Source organism: Stenotrophomonas sp. FR010 (genome assembly GCF_047520755.2).
Lineage (GTDB): Bacteria > Pseudomonadota > Gammaproteobacteria > Xanthomonadales > Xanthomonadaceae > Stenotrophomonas > Stenotrophomonas sepilia.
Map to the genome: position 1 here is coordinate 409027 of NZ_JAXBQT020000001.1, position 16897 is coordinate 425923.

General features: G+C 68.1%; 16 protein-coding genes. 13 read left to right on the forward strand and 3 right to left on the reverse strand.

Annotated elements, in window-relative coordinates; genetic code table 11:
• Positions 1-73 precede the first annotated feature (73 nt).
• On the reverse strand, positions 74-673 hold the full coding sequence (locus tag ACM0PK_RS01895; RefSeq protein WP_111201794.1) for a DUF998 domain-containing protein: 600 nt from the start codon (positions 671-673) through the stop codon (positions 74-76).
• Positions 674-930: 257 nt separating this feature from the next.
• On the opposite strand from ACM0PK_RS01895, the gene trxA reads away from it, so the two are divergent.
• The 4 genes from trxA (at position 931) to ACM0PK_RS01915 (ending at position 5766) form a co-directional block, all read left to right on the forward strand.
• Positions 931-1788, forward strand: coding sequence for a thioredoxin (trxA, locus tag ACM0PK_RS01900; RefSeq protein WP_069139614.1), 858 nt, complete (start codon positions 931-933; stop codon positions 1786-1788).
• Between the two features lie 107 nt (positions 1789-1895).
• On the forward strand, positions 1896-3596 hold the full coding sequence (locus ACM0PK_RS01905) for a FecR family protein (RefSeq protein ID WP_111201793.1): 1701 nt from the start codon (positions 1896-1898) through the stop codon (positions 3594-3596).
• Positions 3593-5215, forward strand: coding sequence for a CHASE2 domain-containing protein (locus ACM0PK_RS01910; protein ID WP_111201792.1), 1623 nt, complete (start codon positions 3593-3595; stop codon positions 5213-5215). Before ACM0PK_RS01905 ends, ACM0PK_RS01910 begins: the two co-directional genes overlap by 4 nt.
• 98 nt (positions 5216-5313) lie before the next feature.
• Positions 5314-5766 carry a DUF4442 domain-containing protein gene (locus ACM0PK_RS01915; RefSeq protein WP_111201791.1) on the forward strand — a complete coding sequence of 151 codons (453 nt, stop codon included), beginning with the start codon at positions 5314-5316 and terminating at the stop codon, positions 5764-5766.
• A gap of 127 nt (positions 5767-5893) precedes the next feature.
• Here the strand turns inward: ACM0PK_RS01915 and ACM0PK_RS01920 are convergent, their stop codons facing one another.
• Entirely contained in the window at positions 5894-7210 is a 1317-nt protein-coding gene (locus ACM0PK_RS01920; RefSeq protein ID WP_032954375.1) for a hypothetical protein, read from the reverse strand.
• 76 nt (positions 7211-7286) lie between these two features.
• Here ACM0PK_RS01920 and ACM0PK_RS01925 point away from each other — a divergent pair, with 76 nt between their 5' ends.
• From ACM0PK_RS01925 to rnfB, 9 genes are all read left to right on the forward strand, one after another.
• Entirely contained in the window at positions 7287-7970 is a 684-nt protein-coding gene (locus ACM0PK_RS01925) for a DUF502 domain-containing protein (protein ID WP_005418129.1), read from the forward strand.
• The gene (locus ACM0PK_RS01930) at positions 7967-8755 is read left to right on the forward strand and encodes a queuosine precursor transporter (RefSeq protein ID WP_414607029.1); all 789 of its coding nucleotides are present in this window, start codon (positions 7967-7969) and stop codon (positions 8753-8755) included. Before ACM0PK_RS01925 ends, ACM0PK_RS01930 begins: the two co-directional genes overlap by 4 nt.
• A 94-nt stretch (positions 8756-8849) precedes the next feature.
• Positions 8850-10790, forward strand: coding sequence for a DUF885 domain-containing protein (locus ACM0PK_RS01935; RefSeq protein WP_414607030.1), 1941 nt, complete (start codon positions 8850-8852; stop codon positions 10788-10790).
• Between the two features lie 16 nt (positions 10791-10806).
• Positions 10807-11877: a serine hydrolase domain-containing protein gene (locus ACM0PK_RS01940; RefSeq protein WP_414607031.1), complete on the forward strand. Its 1071-nt coding sequence runs from the start codon at positions 10807-10809 to the stop codon at positions 11875-11877.
• On the forward strand, positions 11874-12278 hold the full coding sequence (gloA2, locus tag ACM0PK_RS01945; RefSeq protein ID WP_414607032.1) for an SMU1112c/YaeR family gloxylase I-like metalloprotein: 405 nt from the start codon (positions 11874-11876) through the stop codon (positions 12276-12278). The genes ACM0PK_RS01940 and gloA2 overlap by 4 nt, the downstream gene beginning before the upstream one ends.
• Before the next feature lie 479 nt (positions 12279-12757).
• On the forward strand, positions 12758-13201 hold the full coding sequence (locus ACM0PK_RS01950) for a DUF2147 domain-containing protein (protein ID WP_049415741.1): 444 nt from the start codon (positions 12758-12760) through the stop codon (positions 13199-13201).
• Positions 13202-13302: 101 nt separating this feature from the next.
• On the forward strand, positions 13303-15375 hold the full coding sequence (gene metG, locus ACM0PK_RS01955; protein ID WP_072169113.1) for a methionine--tRNA ligase: 2073 nt from the start codon (positions 13303-13305) through the stop codon (positions 15373-15375).
• A gap of 78 nt (positions 15376-15453) precedes the next feature.
• On the forward strand, positions 15454-16044 hold the full coding sequence (locus ACM0PK_RS01960) for an HAD family hydrolase (protein WP_414607039.1): 591 nt from the start codon (positions 15454-15456) through the stop codon (positions 16042-16044).
• Positions 16045-16068: 24 nt separating this feature from the next.
• Complete coding sequence (gene rnfB, locus ACM0PK_RS01965) at positions 16069-16482, forward strand: Rnf electron transport complex subunit RnfB (RefSeq protein WP_414607033.1); 414 nt, start codon at positions 16069-16071, stop codon at positions 16480-16482.
• A gap of 50 nt (positions 16483-16532) precedes the next feature.
• Here rnfB and ACM0PK_RS01970 read toward each other — a convergent pair whose 3' ends face one another.
• On the reverse strand, positions 16533-16880 hold the full coding sequence (locus ACM0PK_RS01970; protein ID WP_005418155.1) for a RidA family protein: 348 nt from the start codon (positions 16878-16880) through the stop codon (positions 16533-16535).
• Between the last annotated feature and the right edge of the window lie 17 nt (positions 16881-16897).

A 16897-nucleotide genomic window follows, 5' to 3' on the forward strand; every position in this document is an offset into this window, starting at 1 on the left:
GCGTACCGCAGTGCGGCAAACGTCTCCAATCCTGCCCGCTGGGGGTGGGCGCCGCGATGCCCCGGGAGCCGTCTCAGCGTTGGCGCGACAGCGGCAGTGCGGTGGCCAGCCAGGCCACCCAGCAGGCAAACGCCAGCCGTTGTGCCAGCGGCGCCGGCAGCACGCCCTGCAGGGCAAACGCGGCCACCGCAGCCAGCACGCCGCAGCCCAGGGCCAGGGCGCCCAGGGCGCGGCCATGCGCCTGACGCAGCTGTGTCGTGCCCAGCAACAGGGTCCCGGCGACGAAGCCCAGCACCCAGATCATCCAGGCACTGGCATGCAGCTGGCTGTCCGGCCCATGCAGATCGTCCACGTCCAGCGGCAGCAAGCCCATCGCGGCAAAGCCCAGGCCAGCCAGCAGCAGCATCTGGCTGCCGACCCTCGGTGCCCAGCCGGCAGTGGCGGGCAGGCTGCGGCGCAGGCGCTCAGCCACCACCGCGGCGAGCACGCCGGGCAGCACGAAGCCAAGCAGATTGAAGGCCAGCGCATGCGGTACACCCCGCGCACCCAGCAGCGCCACCGGGTGGCGGGCCTGTGCATAACCCTCCAGGCCGGCACCGAAGCCAGACACAGCCAGGACGAACACGACTGCGGCAAGCAGTCCCAACCAACGATCAAGCCGGACCATGGACATTGCGCGCAGTCACCCGGAAAAGAATGGATCAGCGCATTGTCGCGGCAGCGACGCGGTGCGCCAAGCACGCGGCCGAGGCCGGGTACTTCCGGCGCACCTCGACCACTACGCCGGTCAGCTGCGGAAAGCGGGCGATCCACGAGCTGTACTGCGTGCCACGCCCCCGAGGCCGTCGCGCGCAATGTGATGGCAGGGTTGAGACGGACATCGATCGTCACCATAGAATCGGTCTCCAGATGCCAAGCGATGCTTTCCCCATGACCGAGACGACCTACGTATTCGACGCCACCACTGCGACCTTCGAGGCCGAAGTCCTGCAGAAGTCGCTGCAGACGCCGGTGCTGGTCGACTTCTGGGCCACCTGGTGCGGGCCGTGCAAGACCCTCGGCCCGATGCTGGAAAAGCTGGCTGCCGAGTACAACGGTGCGTTCGAGCTGGCCAAGGTCGATGTCGACAAGGAACAGCAGATCGCTGCGGCCTTCCAGATCCGCTCGGTGCCGACCGTGTTCCTGGTCAAGGGCGGCCAGCTGGTGGACGGCTTCCCCGGCGCCATTCCGGAAGGCCAGCTGCGTGAGTTCCTGGCCCAGCACGGCATCGTACCGGCCGATGTGGGCGATGCTGTCCCCGAAGATGACACCCCGCTGGATCCGCAGGCGCAGGTCGATGTGCTGCGTGCGCAGATCGCCGCCGAGCCGGACAAGGATGAACTGAAGCTCGACCTGGCCCTGGCCCTGCTGCAGATCGGTGGCGTGGACGAGGCAGGCACCCTGATCGACGGCCTGCCTGCCAACCTGGCCACCGACGACCGCGCCGTGCGTGCCCGCGCCCGCCTGGCCTTCGCCGCCGCGCTGAAGGATGCACCGGCCGCCGAGGTACTGGACGCACGCATCGCCGCTGACGGCAAGGACCTCAAGGCCCGCCACCTGCGCGGCGTGCAACTGCTGCTCGGCGGTCATGACGAGGCCGCGCTGGCCCAGTTCCTGGAAATGCTGCGGATCGACCGCGGATTCGAGGAGGGCCTGCCGCGCAAGGCGCTGATCGACGCCTTCAATGTGATCTCCGACGAGGATCTGGTCGGCCAGTACCGCCGCAGGATGGCGTCGCTGCTGTTCTGAACGGGAACCCGCTCCGTTCAGAATCCCTGCACTGAACGCGGGCAATAATGCCCGCGCTGGTGGCCACGCGGTCGCCACGATCCGTTCGGGGGGATGAGGTCGGGGCCATGGGGTCTTGCAGCTGCACCCCCGCATTGCCGGGATTGCAAACTGTGACCGTCGTCCGCTCTCTGTCGTTCGCCATGCATTTAAGGGGCGCTCTGCTCTGCGCCCTCTTCCTGATGCCCGCCATTGCCGGCGCCCAGGACTGGAACTACCGGGTCCGGCCCGGCGATACCCTGTGGGACCTGGGCGGGCTCTACCTGAAGCCCTCGGTACGCTGGCAGCAGCTGCAGCAGCACAACCGCATCGACAACCCCTACCAGTTGCCGCCGGGCCAGCTGCTGCGCTTCCCGATCAGCTGGCTGCGCACCGAACCGGCGCCGGCCCGGGTGCTGTCCGTGCGCGGCAAGGTCGCGCTGGCAGGCGCCGATGGCACGGCGACCCGCGCGCTCCAGGCCGGCGAACAGCTGCATATCGGTGACACCGTGGAGACCGAAGGCGATTCCAGCATCACCCTGGAATTCGCCGATGCCTCGCGCCTGCAGCTGCGCGAGTACTCGCGCCTGCGCCTGGACCAGCTGAGCCGTTACGGCCACACCGGCATGGTCGACACCCGACTGCGCCTGCAGCAGGGGCGAGCCAGCAACCGGGTGACGCCGGCGCGCGGCCCCGCCTCGCGCTACATCATCGATGCGCCCACCGCGACCAGCAGCGTGCGCGGCACGGTGTTCCGGGTCAGCGCCGGGGATAACGGGCACGTCGGTGCCACCGAGGTCCTGCAGGGCAAGGTGCAGGTCGGCAACTCCCATGGCCAGCGGCTGGTCCGGCCGGGCGAGGCGACCCGCAGCAGCAGTGCCGATGCGGCGCCCGCTGCGGTCTCCGCACTGCTGCCGGCGCCGGCGCTGCGCAATGACGCGCTGCGCCTGGCGCCGCTGCCGACCGTGCTTGCCTGGGAACCGGTCAATGGCGCCGATCATTACCGGGTGGAAGTGGTGCAGGCGGCAACGCCGGAGATCCTGCTGTTCGCCGCCACCACCGCCGACACCCGGCTGGCGATCGGCGATCTGCCGCCTGGCCAACTGCGCATCCTGTTGCGCGCGGTCGACGCCCAGGGGGTCGAAGGCCTGGATGCCAGCGCCGATTTCGAGCTCGGTGACCAGCCACCACCGCCGCTGACCGTATCGCCGCTGCATGGGCAGACGATCAACAGCGACCGCCCGCGTTTCCGCTGGAGCCAGGCCCCCGGTGCGCGCAGCAGCGTCCTGCAGATCGCCACCGAACCCAGCTTCCTGCAGCCCCTGCAGGAGCAGGCCACCCATGCGACCGACCTGCGCCTGGCGCAACCGCTGCCGCCCGGCCAGTACTACTGGCGGGTGGCCTCGCGCGATGGCGAAGGCCGACAGGGCCGCTATGGCCAGGCGTTGCCGCTGCAGCTGAGCAATGAACCGATGGACCCGGCCCTGCAACCACCCGAGGCCGCACACGGCGAGCTGACGCTGCGCTGGCAGGCCGGCAGCGAGGGCCAGCGCTACCGGGTGCAGGTGGATCGCCGCGGCGACTTCAAGGCACCGCTGGTCGACGAAACCGTGGACCAGCCGCAGGTGAGCTTCAAGCGCCCGTGGAGCGGCACCCTGCATGTACGCGTGCAGTACATCGACGATGACGGCCACGCCAGCGCGTTCTCGCCTGCCCAGCAGGTCCCGCTGCCGTGCCGCCTGTGCTACGGCGCGGGTGGCGGTGCCCTGCTGCTCTGGTTGTTGTTGTGAGGCGCTCGCCGCTGCCATGGTCGAAGCGGATCCTGCTGGCCCTGCTGGCCGGCGTGCTGACCATCGTGGCCAGCCAGGGACAGTGGCTGTGGCGGCAGGACGAGGCGGCCTATGACGCGTTGGTCGGCAACTGGGATTACCGCCCCGATCCCAGCGTGCTGATCGTCGCCATCGACGAAGGCAGCCTGCAGCGCATCGGCCAGTGGCCCTGGCCCCGCTCGGTGCATGCACGCCTGCTTGACCGCCTGACCGATGCCGGCGCCGAACGCGTTGCGCTGGACCTGATGCTGTCCGAACCGGATCGCCGTGACAGCCGACAGGATGATCAACTGGCGGCCGCCATCCGACGCAATGGCCGGGTGGTGCTGCCGGTGCTGGCCGCACCGGCGGCCGGCGACCGCATGGCCGAGGAGATGCTGCCGATCCCACAGATCACTGCCAGTGCTGCCGCCATCGGCCACACCGATGTCGAGGTGGATGGCGACGGCGTCGCCCGTGGCGTCTATCTGCATGCAGGTATCGGCCAGCCGCACTGGCCGGCACTGGGCCTGGCACTGGCCGACCTGCCTGCCGGTGCCGTACGCGGCCTGCCCGATCCCGACCCGGAACTGGGCTCGCCCTATCAATGGCGTCGCGACGATTACGTTCGCGTGCGCTACACCGGCCCCCCCGAGCGGCTGCCGCAGGTGTCCTATGCGGACGTTCTCGATGGCCACGTGGACATGGCGATGCTGCATGGCCGCCGCATCGTAGTTGGCATGACGGCCAGCGGCATTGCGCCCCGCCTGCTGACCCCGACCACCCGCGAGTTCTGGATGAGCGGCAGCGAGTACCAGGCCAACATCACCTCGATGCTGCTGCAGCACAGGCAGATCGATGTTCTACCGCATGCCTGGCAGCACGCCATCAGCGGTGTGCTGGTGGCGCTGTGCGTGATCCTGCTCGGCCTGCGCCTGCCCTGGCTGGTCGCGCTGTGTTCGTTGCCGATGCCTGCCCTGCTGAGCTGGCTGCTGCTGCGCACGAGTGACCTGTGGTGGGCGCCGGCCAGCGCGATGCTGGGCGTGACGCTGGCACTGCTGGTCTGGGCGGTGTGGCGGATCTCGGCCTGGCACCGCCAGGCCAACCGCGACGCCCTTACCGGCCTGGGCAACCGCCTCCGCTTCGAGCAGTCGCTGCAGCAGGAATGCGATGCAGCGCGGCGCAGCGGCAAGCCATTGAGCCTGGCGTTGATCGACGTCGACCACTTCAAGCGCCATAACGATCGCCACGGGCACCAGGTCGGCGACCGCGTGCTGCGTGATGTCGCCCGCCTGATCGGCGCCCATGCGCGCCGCCCGCGCGACATGGCGGCACGCTACGGTGGCGACGAATTCGCGCTGGTGCTGCCGGATACACCGGCCGAGGGCGCACGCCAGGTGATTGAGGACCTGATTGCCTGCGTGCGCGCCTTGCCGGCGCCGGGCGATGGCAGCGACGATACCGTCACGCTCACCATCGGCGTATTCACCCGCGTGCCCGACGGCGAACTGCAGCCCCACCATTTCGTGGAAGGCGCCGACACCGCCCTTTATCAGGCCAAGGCCAACGGCCGCGACGGATACATGATCGACGGCCCATGAGGCAGGACATGCACGCCGCCGTAGGACACACGCCCGGGGTGCAACATACGCATGCGAATGGTTAGACTGGGCGCCTCGCCTCGCGCCCCCGGACCCGCATGAACGCCCGCCTGTTCCGCTTCGGCATCAACCTGTGGCCACCGTTCCTGTTCACCGGCATCCATGTCACCCGCATCACGCCCGATTACCGGCAGATCGACGTCGAGCTGCGGCTGCGGCCGTGGAACCGCAACTACGTCGGCACGCATTTCGGCGGCAGCCTGTTCGCGATGACCGACCCGTTCTGGATGCTGGGCCTGCTGCACATCCTCGGCCGTGACTACTACGTGTGGGACCGGGCCGGTGCGATCGATTTCCTCAAGCCTGGCCGGGGCACGGTGCGCACCTCGTTCCGCATCGACGATGCGCTGCTGTCCGAACTGCGTGCCGAAGCAGCGGGCGGCGAGAAGGTGCTGCGCTGGTTCAGCAACGACGTCGTCGACGACAGCGGCGAGGTGGTCGCCCAGGTGCGCAAGCAGGTCTATCTGCGGTTGAAGCCACACGCGCGCTGATCCGGCGCGGGCGCTGTCCTCTGCTGCCCTGCCAGGGAGGCTCCGATGCGCCCGTATGCGCGTGTGCACCTGCGGAGCGAAGGCAGCCGCGAGGATGACGGGGACAGCGCGCACTGGCCGCCGCTGCTCAGTCGCGCGCGGCGGCGGCCGGGGCGTCCCCTGCCACCAGCGATACCGACAACCATGGGCTCTCGTCGGTGCTGCGCGGCGCTGAGCGCCGCGGTACCTGCAGGCGGCGGCCATCGGCCGACAACTGCGGTGTCCGCACCTGCGAGCGGAACTGGGCAGGCAAGCGCTTCAGCGCATCCACAGGGTCCTCGGCCTGCTGTCGCAGCCAGCGTTGCGCACCGATCAGCCGCACCATCGCGGCGGCATCCTGGGGCCGTGACGAATAGGCGGGATAGGCCGGGCCCGCGATATCGGCCAGCACGCACCCCATGACGTTCGACAGGCAGCCGAAGTCATGCTGCGGCGGTGCCGGTACCGGCAGCGGACGATCCGCCTCCAGCGCGGTCATCGCCGCCGCGCCACAGGCCCAGCCCAGGTTGCCCGCCACTCGCGCCAGGGTGCTGCTGCGATCGAGTACCAGCACGCCACCGAACTCCTGCGCCGAGGTTTCGATCGCAGCCCTGCTCATCGCATACTCGCCCTGCATCGCACGGCACAGGCTCTGTTCGGCGGCCCGCATCGGCTTCATCGCCTGCTCGCATTCCGCTGGCAGCGGTTGGTCGGCCGGCAGTTCGACCAGCATGTCGGCCAGCAGCTGGGCATTGGCCTGCACCAGGCTGGCACCGATGATGCTCTCCACCAGGTAGCTGCCGCCCGTCACCAGCCGGCGGCCCAGCTGCAGCCCCCGGCAACTGCCACGCAGTGCACCGTCGATATCACCCTGCACATACGCCAGCGCGCGTGCGCTGGTGGCGTCGATCACCAAACCATAGGCCGGCATCGGCACCAGGATGCCCTCCCCTTTTGGCCGGAACGGCGACACGAAGTGATCCGCATCGGCCAGCTGGTCCAGGCGCGCATGCAGCTGCTGGTGGCCAGCGTGGGCATCGACGAAGCGCTGCGGGTCCGCACGCACCTGGCCGAGGCAGTCACTGGCGGTCGGTCCGCAGCTGGCCGAAGGCCGTGAATGCAGCTCGACGTGGTCTTCTGCCAGCTGCGGACGGGCGCCGCCATTGCCGCGCGGATCCGCCTCCCAGCGCTGTACATCCCGGGCCAACGCCTGATCGCGCTGGTCCGGGTCGAGATCGTCGAACGCGAGTGTCCACAGCAGCGCAAAGCCGTTGCGGCCATCAGCGGGCAGGCGGGCCTGCAACCGCTGCTGGGCCTGCAGCCGTGATTCCGGCACCGGCCACATGCGCGAGGCGCACCACACCACGATGGCCAGCACCAGCAGTCCTGCTAGGGCCCAGCCCAGTCCGCGCAGAATCTTCAACACAGCTTCCCTTCCATGCATCGTTGCCGCAGTCGATCCCCCAGCGTAATCGACCGGCCGTGGCCGCTACAATGCGCGCATGTCGCTCGAAGCCCCCGCCCTGGTCCCCCGCCCCTCCCTGCAGCGCCTGTTCCTGACCGGCCTGCTGACCCTGCTGCCGATCTGGCTGACCTGGGTCGTGGTCAAGTTCGTGTTCGTGCTGCTTTCGGGCATTTCCAGCCCATTGGTGGTGCCGCTTTCCGAGCAGATCGCGACAAGCTTCCCGCATTACCTCGGTTGGGTCCGTGCCGAGTGGATCCAGAACACCATCGCCCTGCTGGCCACCCTGCTGGTGATCCTGGCGGTGGGCGTGGCCAGCCGCCGCGTGCTCGGCCAGCGCCTGCTGCGCTGGGTCGGCGCGGTGATCAAGCGCATTCCGCTGGCCAGCATCATCTACGACAGCGCCAAGAAGCTGCTGGACATGCTGCAGACCGAGCCGGGCAGCACCCAGCGCGTGGTGCTGATCGATTTCCCGCACCGCGACATGAAGTCGGTCGGGCTGGTCACCCGCGTGATCAAGGAACACGGCACCGACCGTGAACTGGCCGCGGTGTACGTGCCAACCACACCGAACCCGACCTCGGGTTACCTGGAGATCGTGCCGGTGGAGCTGCTGACCCCGACCGACTGGACCGTCGACCAGGCCATGAGCTTCATCATTTCCGGCGGTGCCGTCGCACCGTCCAGCGTTCCGTTCACGCGCGCAGGCGAACGCAGCGAATGACCACCGCGGCGCCAATCGAGCGCCCGCTGCAGGACCGCGCGGTCCTGCTGTTCATCGTGCTGGCCGCGTTCTTCTGCGGCAACGCCGTGCTGGCCGAACTGATCGGGGTGAAGATCTTCGCGCTGGAAGACACCCTCGGCATTGATCCGCTGAACTGGAACCTGTTTGGCCAGACCGGTTCGCTCAGCTTCACCGCCGGTACCCTGCTGTGGCCGGTGGTGTTCATCATGACCGACACGATCAACGAGTTTTTCGGCAAGCGCGGCGTGCGCTTCATCTCGTGGTTGGCCGTGGTGCTGATCGCCTATGGCTTCCTGTTCGCCTTCGCAGCGATCTCGCTGGCGCCGGCCAGCTGGTGGGTCACCTCGATGGACGGCCACGGCGTGCCGGACTACCAAGCGGCATTCGCAGCGGTGTTCGGCCAGGGCATGTGGACCATCGCCGGTTCGCTGGTGGCCTTCCTGCTCGGCCAGCTGATCGACGTGGCCGTGTTCCATCGCATCCGCCAGGCCACCGGCGAGCGCCACGTGTGGCTGCGTGCGACCGGATCCACCGCGATCTCCCAGGTGGTGGACAGCTTCGTGGTGATCTGGATCGCCTTCGTGCTCGGCCCGCAGCACTGGCCGACGTCGCTGTTCCTGGCCGTCAGCAGCGTCAACTACATCTACAAGATGGGCTTTGCGATCGCATTGATCCCGTTGCTGTACCTGATGCGGCGCGCGATCACCCGCTACCTGGGCGCCGACAGGGCCGCCGTCCTGCGCGCCGCGGCCGCGGCTGACTGAAGCCCCAGCGGCAAAAAGCTGACTGCGCCTTTACGCTGGCCGTACGCGGCCGGATCGTGCAAGCTCCACGGTCTGTGTTCCACGGAAGCTCCTGATGCCGCATCCCACCCGCGCCCTGGCCGCCGCCATTGCCGCGTTGTTCCTGTTCAGTGCCATGCCGTCGGCCGAAGCAGCGAAGAAAAAGGCCAGCCGCCCTGCCGCTGCGCAGACCCGCCAGGCTGCCAAGCCCAAGGCCAGGCCCGCCCGCGCCACCGCGCCGGCGCGTGGCAGTTCGGCGCGCCGCGCCGCGCCCCGCCCGGTCGCCCCAGCCCGGGCCGTACCCAAGCAGGTGCAGCTGGAGCGCCTGTACGACGAATACTGGGATGCCTCGATGCGGTTGAATCCGCTGCAGGCGACCTTCCAGGGCGAGGCCCGCTACAACGACCAGCTGCCCAACATCCTGTCCGCCGCCTGGCGCCAACAGTCGCACGACTTCACCACGCAATGGCTGGGCAAGGTCGAGAAGCTCGGCAGTGACGGCCTGCAGGGCCAGGACCTGCTCAGCTACGAGATCTTCGTGCGCGACGCGCGCGCATCGCTGGCCGCCGAGCGCTACCCGAGCTGGATGATGCCGATCAGCCAGTACTACAACATCGGCAGCATCATGGCGATCCTCGGCTCCGGTGCGGGCGCGCAGCCATTCAACACCGTCCAGGACTACGACACCTGGTCACGCCGTTCGCTGGGCATTCCCGAGCTGTTCGACCAGGCCATCGACAACATGCGCCAGGGCATGAAGGCCGGCGTGGTGCAACCACGCGACCTGATGGAAAAAGTGCTGCCGCAGCTGGATGCGGTGATCAAGCCGACCGCCGAGGAGAGCATTTTCTGGTCGCCGATCCGCACCATGCCGAACACCATCCCGGCTGAGGACAAGGCGCGCATCAGCGCCGAATACAAGCGCATGATCGAGCTGCGCATCATGCCGGCCTACCGCGCCCTGCGCGGCTTCATCGCCACCGAATACCTGCCGGCCACACGCACCAGCAGCGGCCTGGGCGCATTGCCCGATGGCCAGGCCTGGTACGCCAACCTGATCGTGCAGACCACCGCCAGCGACCAGACCGCCGCACAACTGCATGCGCTGGGCGAACAGCGCGTGCAGGAACTGCAGGCGCAGATCGCCACGGTGATGAAGGACGCCAAGCTGCGCGGCTCTCCCACCAAGCTGCTGCGCAGCATGCGCAACGACCGCCAGTTCCAGTACGGCGACGCCAACGCGCTGATCAACCGCTACCGCCAGGTGCAGCAGCAGGTCAGCGCACGCCTGCCGCAGGTGCTGGATACCTTGCAGCAGGCACCGCTGGAAGTCCGTGCGGTGGAACCGGAACGTGCACTGACCGCCGCCGCTGCCGCCTATCAGCCGTCGGCGGCCGGTCAACCGGGCGTGCTGTACATCAATACCCGCGACCTGCCCAGCCGCAAGCGCTGGAACGTGCCTGTGCAGTACCTGCATGAAGGGATCCCGGGCCACCACGTCCAGCTGGGCCTGCAGCAGGAGCTGGCCAAGCTGCCACGCTTCCGCCGCCTCGGTGGCGATCTCGCCTTCGTCGAAGGCTGGGGCCTGTACGCCGAAACGCTGGGCGAGGACCTGGGCATCTACACCGATCCCTACGACCGCATCGGCTACCTGTACTCGCGCCTGCTGCGCGCCGCCCGCGTGGTGGCCGACACCGGCGTCAATGCACAGGGCTGGAGCAAGCAGCAGGCTGTCACCTACCTGCAGAAGACCGTGGACATGAGCAGCGACGATGCCAACGCCGAAGTCGAGCGGATCATGGCCCAGCCCGGCCAGGCGCTGTCGAACGTCGCCGGCCTGACCACCATCGTTGCCCTGCGCGACAAGGCCAAGGCACGCCAGGGCGCCGCCTTCGACCTGCGCCGCTTCCACGCCGAACTGCTGAAGGACGGCTCGATGCCGCTGGACGTGCTTGACCGCAAGATGGAACGCTGGATGGTTCAGCCGGCCAGCACTCCGCCCACGCCTTCACCTTGACCCCTCCGGAGCCACCATGCGCCCTGCCGTCGCCCTGTTCGCCGTCGTGCTGGGCCTGCTGCCTTCAACGGGTATCGCCGCACCGGTGCTGACGCCACCGGATGCGGGCATCGACGGGCTGATGCAGGCCTACGACGGCCAGGTACCCGGTGCTGCAGTCCTGGTACTGCACGACGGGCAAGTAGTGTTCCGCCGCGGCTACGGCCTGGCGGTGGTGGAGGACGGCACCGCGGTCACCCCGGCCAGCAACTTCCGGCTGGCCTCGGTCAGCAAGCAGTTCACCGCTGCGGCGGTGCTGCTGCTGGTGGAGGATGGCCGGCTTGGGCTGGATCAACCTGCCCGGCAGTGGCTGCCCGAACTGCCACCGGCTGCGGCAGCCATCACGATCCGCCAGCTGCTCTCGCACACCGGTGGCCTGCTCGACTACGAAGACCTGATGGATCCGGCTGATACTCGGCAGGTGGATGACGCCGACGTGCTGGCCCTGTTGTCGCGCCAGGACCGGCTGAACTTCGCGCCGGGCACGCAGTACCACTACAGCAACAGCGGCTATGCGCTGCTGGCACTGATCGTCGGCCGCGCGTCCGGGAAAGATTACGCAGCCTTCCTGCAGCAGCGCATCTTCCGTCCACTGGGCATGGCCCACACCGTGGCCCATCAGGACGGCATCGATACCATCGCCGCACGCGCCTATGGCTACAGCTGGATCGATGGCCGCTGGCAGCGCACCGACCAGAGCGCCACCAGTGCCGTGCTCGGCGATGGCGGGATCTACTCCTCGCTGGACGACCTCGCCCGCTGGGATGCGGCGCTGTACGACGACCGCCTGCTGTCGAAGGCCTCGCGCCGCGCGATGTTCAGCCCGGCCACATCGACATCCGAACCGGATGTGCCGCACTACGGCTTCGGCTGGCGCCTGAACGGCCCAGTGCAATGGCACAGTGGCGAAAGCATCGGCTTCCGCAATGTGATCGTGCGACACCCGGAAAAGCACCTGACCGTGATCGTGCTGACCAACCGCAACGCCCCCGAACCCTATCCGCTGGCACTGAAGATCGCCCAGCGCTGGCTGGACACCCTGCAATGAACACTGGTTCCGACGCCCTGCTGGGCATCCACCATGCGGCACTGATCTGCAGCGATTACGCGCGTTCAAAAGACTTCTACGTCCGTATCCTCGGCCTGCGCGTACTGGCCGAGAACCACCGCGCTGCGCGCGATTCCTGGAAACTGGACCTGGCCCTGCCCGACGGCGGACAGCTGGAACTGTTCTCGTTCCCCTCGCCACCGCCCCGCCCCAGCCGCCCGGAGGCCCAGGGCCTGCGCCACCTCGCGTTCCGGGTCGCTGCGCTGGAGCCGTTCATCGAACGCCTGGCCGCACATGGCGTGGCCTGCGAACCGATCCGCGTGGACGAATACACCGGCCGCCGCTTCACCTTCTTCGCCGACCCCGACAGCCTGCCGCTGGAACTGTACGAAGTCGGTTGACGGCCCTGGGGTCAGATCCCTTTTCCGACGGAAAAGGGATCTGACCCCATCGCCGCCACCGGAAACGTCATCCACGCGTGGATCTACCGTGTCGACCAAGGTCGACACCTACCAACAGCCGAAGGAATTTGTCAGAGGTGGGGCGGTGTGGGTGGGCAGGACCGTTGGCGCCATGAATGGCGCCATCGAGCCCCCATGGGTGAGGGCGCTTTGCTTGCGAAGCACTGCTTCGCAAGCGCCCGAACGCCCAGCCGCCAGCGGCTGGGCCGGACCGCGGAGCGGGGTTTACGGCGTGTCCTGCCCACCCACACCGCCCCGCCATCCCACGGAATCCCGCCGTTGAGGTTGCCGGCCAGCAGCCGGCACTACCGCGGGTGCAGGGCGCAACCCTGCAACGCCCCCCTTCCCCATACTCCGCCGAATGGGTATACAGTCGACCCATGCCGGCACCGTGCCGGAATGAACCCTGGGAGGGGACCATGCGCAAGACCTTCAAGACCCTGCTGCTGGCATTGCCGCTGTGCCTGGCCGCGCTCTCGGCGCAGGCCGCCGACGGCGCCGCCGGCCGCTGGAAGACCATCGACGACAAGACCGGGAAGGTGAAGTCGATCGTCGAGATCACCCAGGCCCCCAACGGCACGCTGACCGGCAAGGTGGTCGACATCCTGCACTCGGACAAGGGCCCGAACCCGGTCTGTGACGGCTGTGAAGGCGCCAACAGGAACAAGCCGGTGAAGGGCATGACCATCCTCTGGAACCTGAAGGCCGACGGCGCCAACAAGTGGTCCGGCGGCACCATCCTCGACCCGGCCAACGGCAAGACCTACAAGTCGAAGATGGAACTGCAGCCCGGCGGCACCCGGCTGGACGTGTCCGGCTGCATCGCCTTCATCTGCCGTGCGCAGACCTGGCAGCGCGAATAAGCGCCCCGCACCTGCTTCAACCCCGTGACCCGGCCCCAGCCGGGTCACGTCGTTGCGGGCATGCGATACTCTGCGGTTCCCCTCGGCTTCACCCCGCGACCATGACCCGTACCGCGCTCGTCACCACCGCCCTGCCCTACGCCAACGGCCCGCTGCACCTGGGCCATCTGGTCGGCTACATCCAGGCTGACATCTGGGTACGTGCGCGGCGAATGAGCGGCGGCAGGACCTGGTTCGTCTGCGCCGATGACACCCACGGCACGCCGATCATGCTGGCCGCGGAAAAGGCCGGGGTCACCCCGGAAACCTTCATCGCCAACATCCAGGCCAGCCACGAACGTGACTTCGCCGCCTTCGGCGTGGCCTTCGACCACTACGACTCGACCAATTCGGCGGCCAACAAGGCGTTGACCGAGCAGTTCTACCTGAAGCTGGAAGCGGCCGGCCACATCAGCCGCCGTTCGGTCGCGCAGTTCTACGACCCGGCCAAGGGCATGTTCCTGCCCGACCGCTACGTCAAGGGCATCTGTCCGAACTGTGGCAGTGCCGACCAGTACGGCGACAACTGCGAAGTCTGCGGCGCGACCTATGCACCGACCGACCTGAAGGAGCCGCGTTCGGTCATCTCCGGCGCCACGCCGGAAATGCGCGATTCGGAGCACTTCTTCTTCGAGGTGGGCCACTTCGATGCGTTCCTGCGCGAGTGGCTGGCCGGCGATGTCGCCCTGCCGGGCGTGAAGGCCAAGCTGGGCGAGTGGCTCAATGCCGAAGGCGGCCTGCGCGCGTGGGACATCTCGCGCGATGCGCCGTACTTCGGTTTCCAGATTCCCGGCCAGCCGGGCAAGTACTTCTATGTCTGGCTGGACGCGCCGATCGGCTACCTGTCCAGCTTCCAGACCCTGTGCGGCAGGATCGGTGAGGACTTCGAAGCGCACCTGCGTGCCGGCACCGCCACCGAACTGCACCACTTCATCGGCAAGGACATCGTCAACTTCCACGGGCTGTTCTGGCCGGCGGTGCTGCACGGAACCGGCCACCGCGCGCCGACCCGCCTGCACGTCAACGGCTACCTGACCGTGGACGGCGCCAAGATGAGCAAGTCGCGCGGCACCTTCGTGATGGCCCGTACCTTCCTCGATGCTGGTCTGGAGCCGGAAGCGCTGCGCTACTACTACGCCGCCAAGTCCGGCGGTGGCGTCGACGATCTCGACCTGAACCTGGGTGACTTCATCGCCCGCGTCAACGCCGACCTGGTCGGCAAGTTCGTCAACCTGGCCAGCCGCTGCGCCGGCTTCATCAGCAAGCGCTTCGACGGCCAGCTGGCCGCGCAGCTCCCCGATGCGGCGCAGTACCAGCGCTTCGTCGATGGCCTGGCGCCGATCCGTGAAGCCTACGAGCGCAACGACCCGGCCGCGGCGATCCGCTTGACCATGACCCTGGCCGACGAAGCCAACCGCTACATCGACGACGTCAAGCCGTGGGTCATCGCCAAGCAGGAAGGCGCCGATGCGCAGCTGCAGGCCGTGTGCAGCCAGGGCCTGAACCTGTTCCGCGTGCTGGTCACCGCCCTGAAGCCGGTGCTGCCGGCCACCGCCGCGCAGGCCGAGGCCTTCCTCGCCGCGCCGGTGAATGACTGGACCGAGCTGGCGCAACCGCTGCTGGGACACCGCATCACCGAGTACACCCCGCTGTTCACCCGTATTGACCCGAAGAAGATTGACGCCATGATCGACGCCTCCAAGGACACCCTGCAGCCGGCGGCTGCCGCTGCCCCCGCCGCCAAGCCGGCCGCCCCGGCTCCGGCCCCGGCCAAGGACGAAGCAATGAGCGCCGACGCGTCGGCCTACATCGGCATCGACGATTTCGCCAAGCTCGACCTGCGCATCGGCAAGGTGCTGGTCTGCGAGTTCGTGGAAGGTTCGGACAAGCTGCTGCGCTTCGAACTGGACGCCGGCGAGCTGGGCAAGCGCCAGATCTTCTCCGGCATCCGTGGCAGCTACGGCGAACCGGAGAAGCTGGTGGGCCGCAGCGTGGTGTTCATCGCCAACCTGGCCCCGCGCAAGATGCGCTTCGGCCTGAGCGAAGGCATGATCCTGTCGGCCGGCTTCGACGGTGGCGCACTGGCGCTGCTGGACGCCGACAGCGGCGCGCAGCCGGGCATGCCGGTCCGCTGATGCCTGCAGCGGGCGTGGTTACGGCCACGCCCGCCGGCAGCTCCGGCCCCGGGAGGCAACGCGATGGGAAGCAACGCAATGGAACTGGCGCTGTTCGACTTCGACCACACCGTGACCACCTGCGATACCTATGGCCGCTTCCTGCGCCGCGTGGCCACCGCCGAACAGCTGGCACAGCCATGGTGGAAAGTCGGGCCGTGGCTGGCCGCGTACAGGCTGAAGCTGATCTCGGCCGAACGCATCCGCGCCCGCGTCACCCGCCTGACCTTCAGTGACCGCCACAGCGATGACATCGCCACGCTGGCCGCCGGCTTCTCGCGTGAGTTCCTGCCCGACGTGGTGCGCCCGGAAATGCTGGAGCAGATCCGCTGGCACAAGGAACAGCAGCACACCGTCGTGATCGTGTCCGGCTCGCTGGACCTGTACCTGCGGCCGTGGTGCGAGCAGCTGGGCCTGCAGCTGATCTGCAACCGGCTGGAAAGCCAGGACGGCCGCCTGACCGGCCGTTACGCCGGTGGCGACTGCGGTCCGCGCAAGGCCGAGCACATCCGCCGCCAGTTCGATCTGTCGCGCTACGTGCGCATCCATGCCTACGGTGACAGTTCCGAAGACAAGCCGATGCTGGCGCTGGCCCACGAGCGCTGGTTCCGCGGCAAGCCCCTGAAATAACCCAACGCGCAGCCTCCGCCACGCATGAGCCTGATCCCGCCCCTGACCGAACGCCTCGACCGCCTGCTGCCGCAGACCCAATGCGGGCAATGCGGCTATGACGGCTGCCGCCCGTACGCGCAGGCAATGGCACGTGGCGAGGCGGGTGTGGACCGCTGCCCGCCGGGTGGCGACGCCGGTGCACGGGCGTTGGCGCAGGTGCTGGGCGTACCGGCGATTCCGTTCGATCGTTCGCGCGGCGAGCACAAGGCGGCCCAGGTGGCGTTGATCGTCGAAGCCGACTGCATCGGCTGCACCAAGTGCATCCAAGTCTGCCCGGTGGACGCCATCGTCGGCGGCGCCAAGTACATGCACACGGTCATTGCCGACCTGTGCACCGGCTGCGAGCTGTGCATCCCGCCGTGCCCGGTGGACTGCATCGAGCTGGTGCCGCTGTAACAGGGGTCAGATCCCTTTCCGCAGGAAAGGGATCTGACCCCATCCCGCAGTTACGGCACCGCTGCCGTCACCACGATCTCGACCTTCCACTCGGCGTGGGCGAGCTTGGCTTCGAAGGTTGCGCGGGCCGGGGTCGCGCCCTCGACCACCCACTCGTCCCACGCCTTGTTCATGCCGTCGAAGTCGGCGATGTCGGCCAGGAACACTTCCGCACGCAGCACGTGCTGGCGATCGCTGGCGACCAGCGCCAGCAGCTTGTCGATCTCCGCCAGCACCTGCCGGGTCTGGCCGGTGATGTCCTGGCTGGTGTCTTCCGGAATCTGGCCGGAGAGGTAGGCGACCTTGTTGTACACGGTCATTTCGGACATGCGCGGTCCGACGTCGTAACGCTCCATCATGGGCGTGGCTCCTGCGG

Coding starts and splice junctions, on each gene's coding strand:
- ACM0PK_RS01895 (WP_111201794.1), bottom strand. CDS start 673: ATGTCCATGGTCCGGCTTGATCGTTGGTTGGGACTGCTTGCCGCAGTC.
- trxA (WP_069139614.1), top strand. CDS start 931: ATGACCGAGACGACCTACGTATTCGACGCCACCACTGCGACCTTCGAG.
- ACM0PK_RS01905 (WP_111201793.1), top strand. CDS start 1,896: ATGGGGTCTTGCAGCTGCACCCCCGCATTGCCGGGATTGCAAACTGTG.
- ACM0PK_RS01915 (WP_111201791.1), top strand. CDS start 5,314: ATGAACGCCCGCCTGTTCCGCTTCGGCATCAACCTGTGGCCACCGTTC.
- ACM0PK_RS01925 (WP_005418129.1), top strand. CDS start 7,287: ATGTCGCTCGAAGCCCCCGCCCTGGTCCCCCGCCCCTCCCTGCAGCGC.
- ACM0PK_RS01930 (WP_414607029.1), top strand. CDS start 7,967: ATGACCACCGCGGCGCCAATCGAGCGCCCGCTGCAGGACCGCGCGGTC.
- ACM0PK_RS01935 (WP_414607030.1), top strand. CDS start 8,850: ATGCCGCATCCCACCCGCGCCCTGGCCGCCGCCATTGCCGCGTTGTTC.
- ACM0PK_RS01940 (WP_414607031.1), top strand. CDS start 10,807: ATGCGCCCTGCCGTCGCCCTGTTCGCCGTCGTGCTGGGCCTGCTGCCT.
- gloA2 (WP_414607032.1), top strand. CDS start 11,874: ATGAACACTGGTTCCGACGCCCTGCTGGGCATCCACCATGCGGCACTG.
- ACM0PK_RS01950 (WP_049415741.1), top strand. CDS start 12,758: ATGCGCAAGACCTTCAAGACCCTGCTGCTGGCATTGCCGCTGTGCCTG.
- metG (WP_072169113.1), top strand. CDS start 13,303: ATGACCCGTACCGCGCTCGTCACCACCGCCCTGCCCTACGCCAACGGC.
- ACM0PK_RS01960 (WP_414607039.1), top strand. CDS start 15,454: ATGGAACTGGCGCTGTTCGACTTCGACCACACCGTGACCACCTGCGAT.
- rnfB (WP_414607033.1), top strand. CDS start 16,069: ATGAGCCTGATCCCGCCCCTGACCGAACGCCTCGACCGCCTGCTGCCG.
- ACM0PK_RS01970 (WP_005418155.1), bottom strand. CDS start 16,880: ATGATGGAGCGTTACGACGTCGGACCGCGCATGTCCGAAATGACCGTG.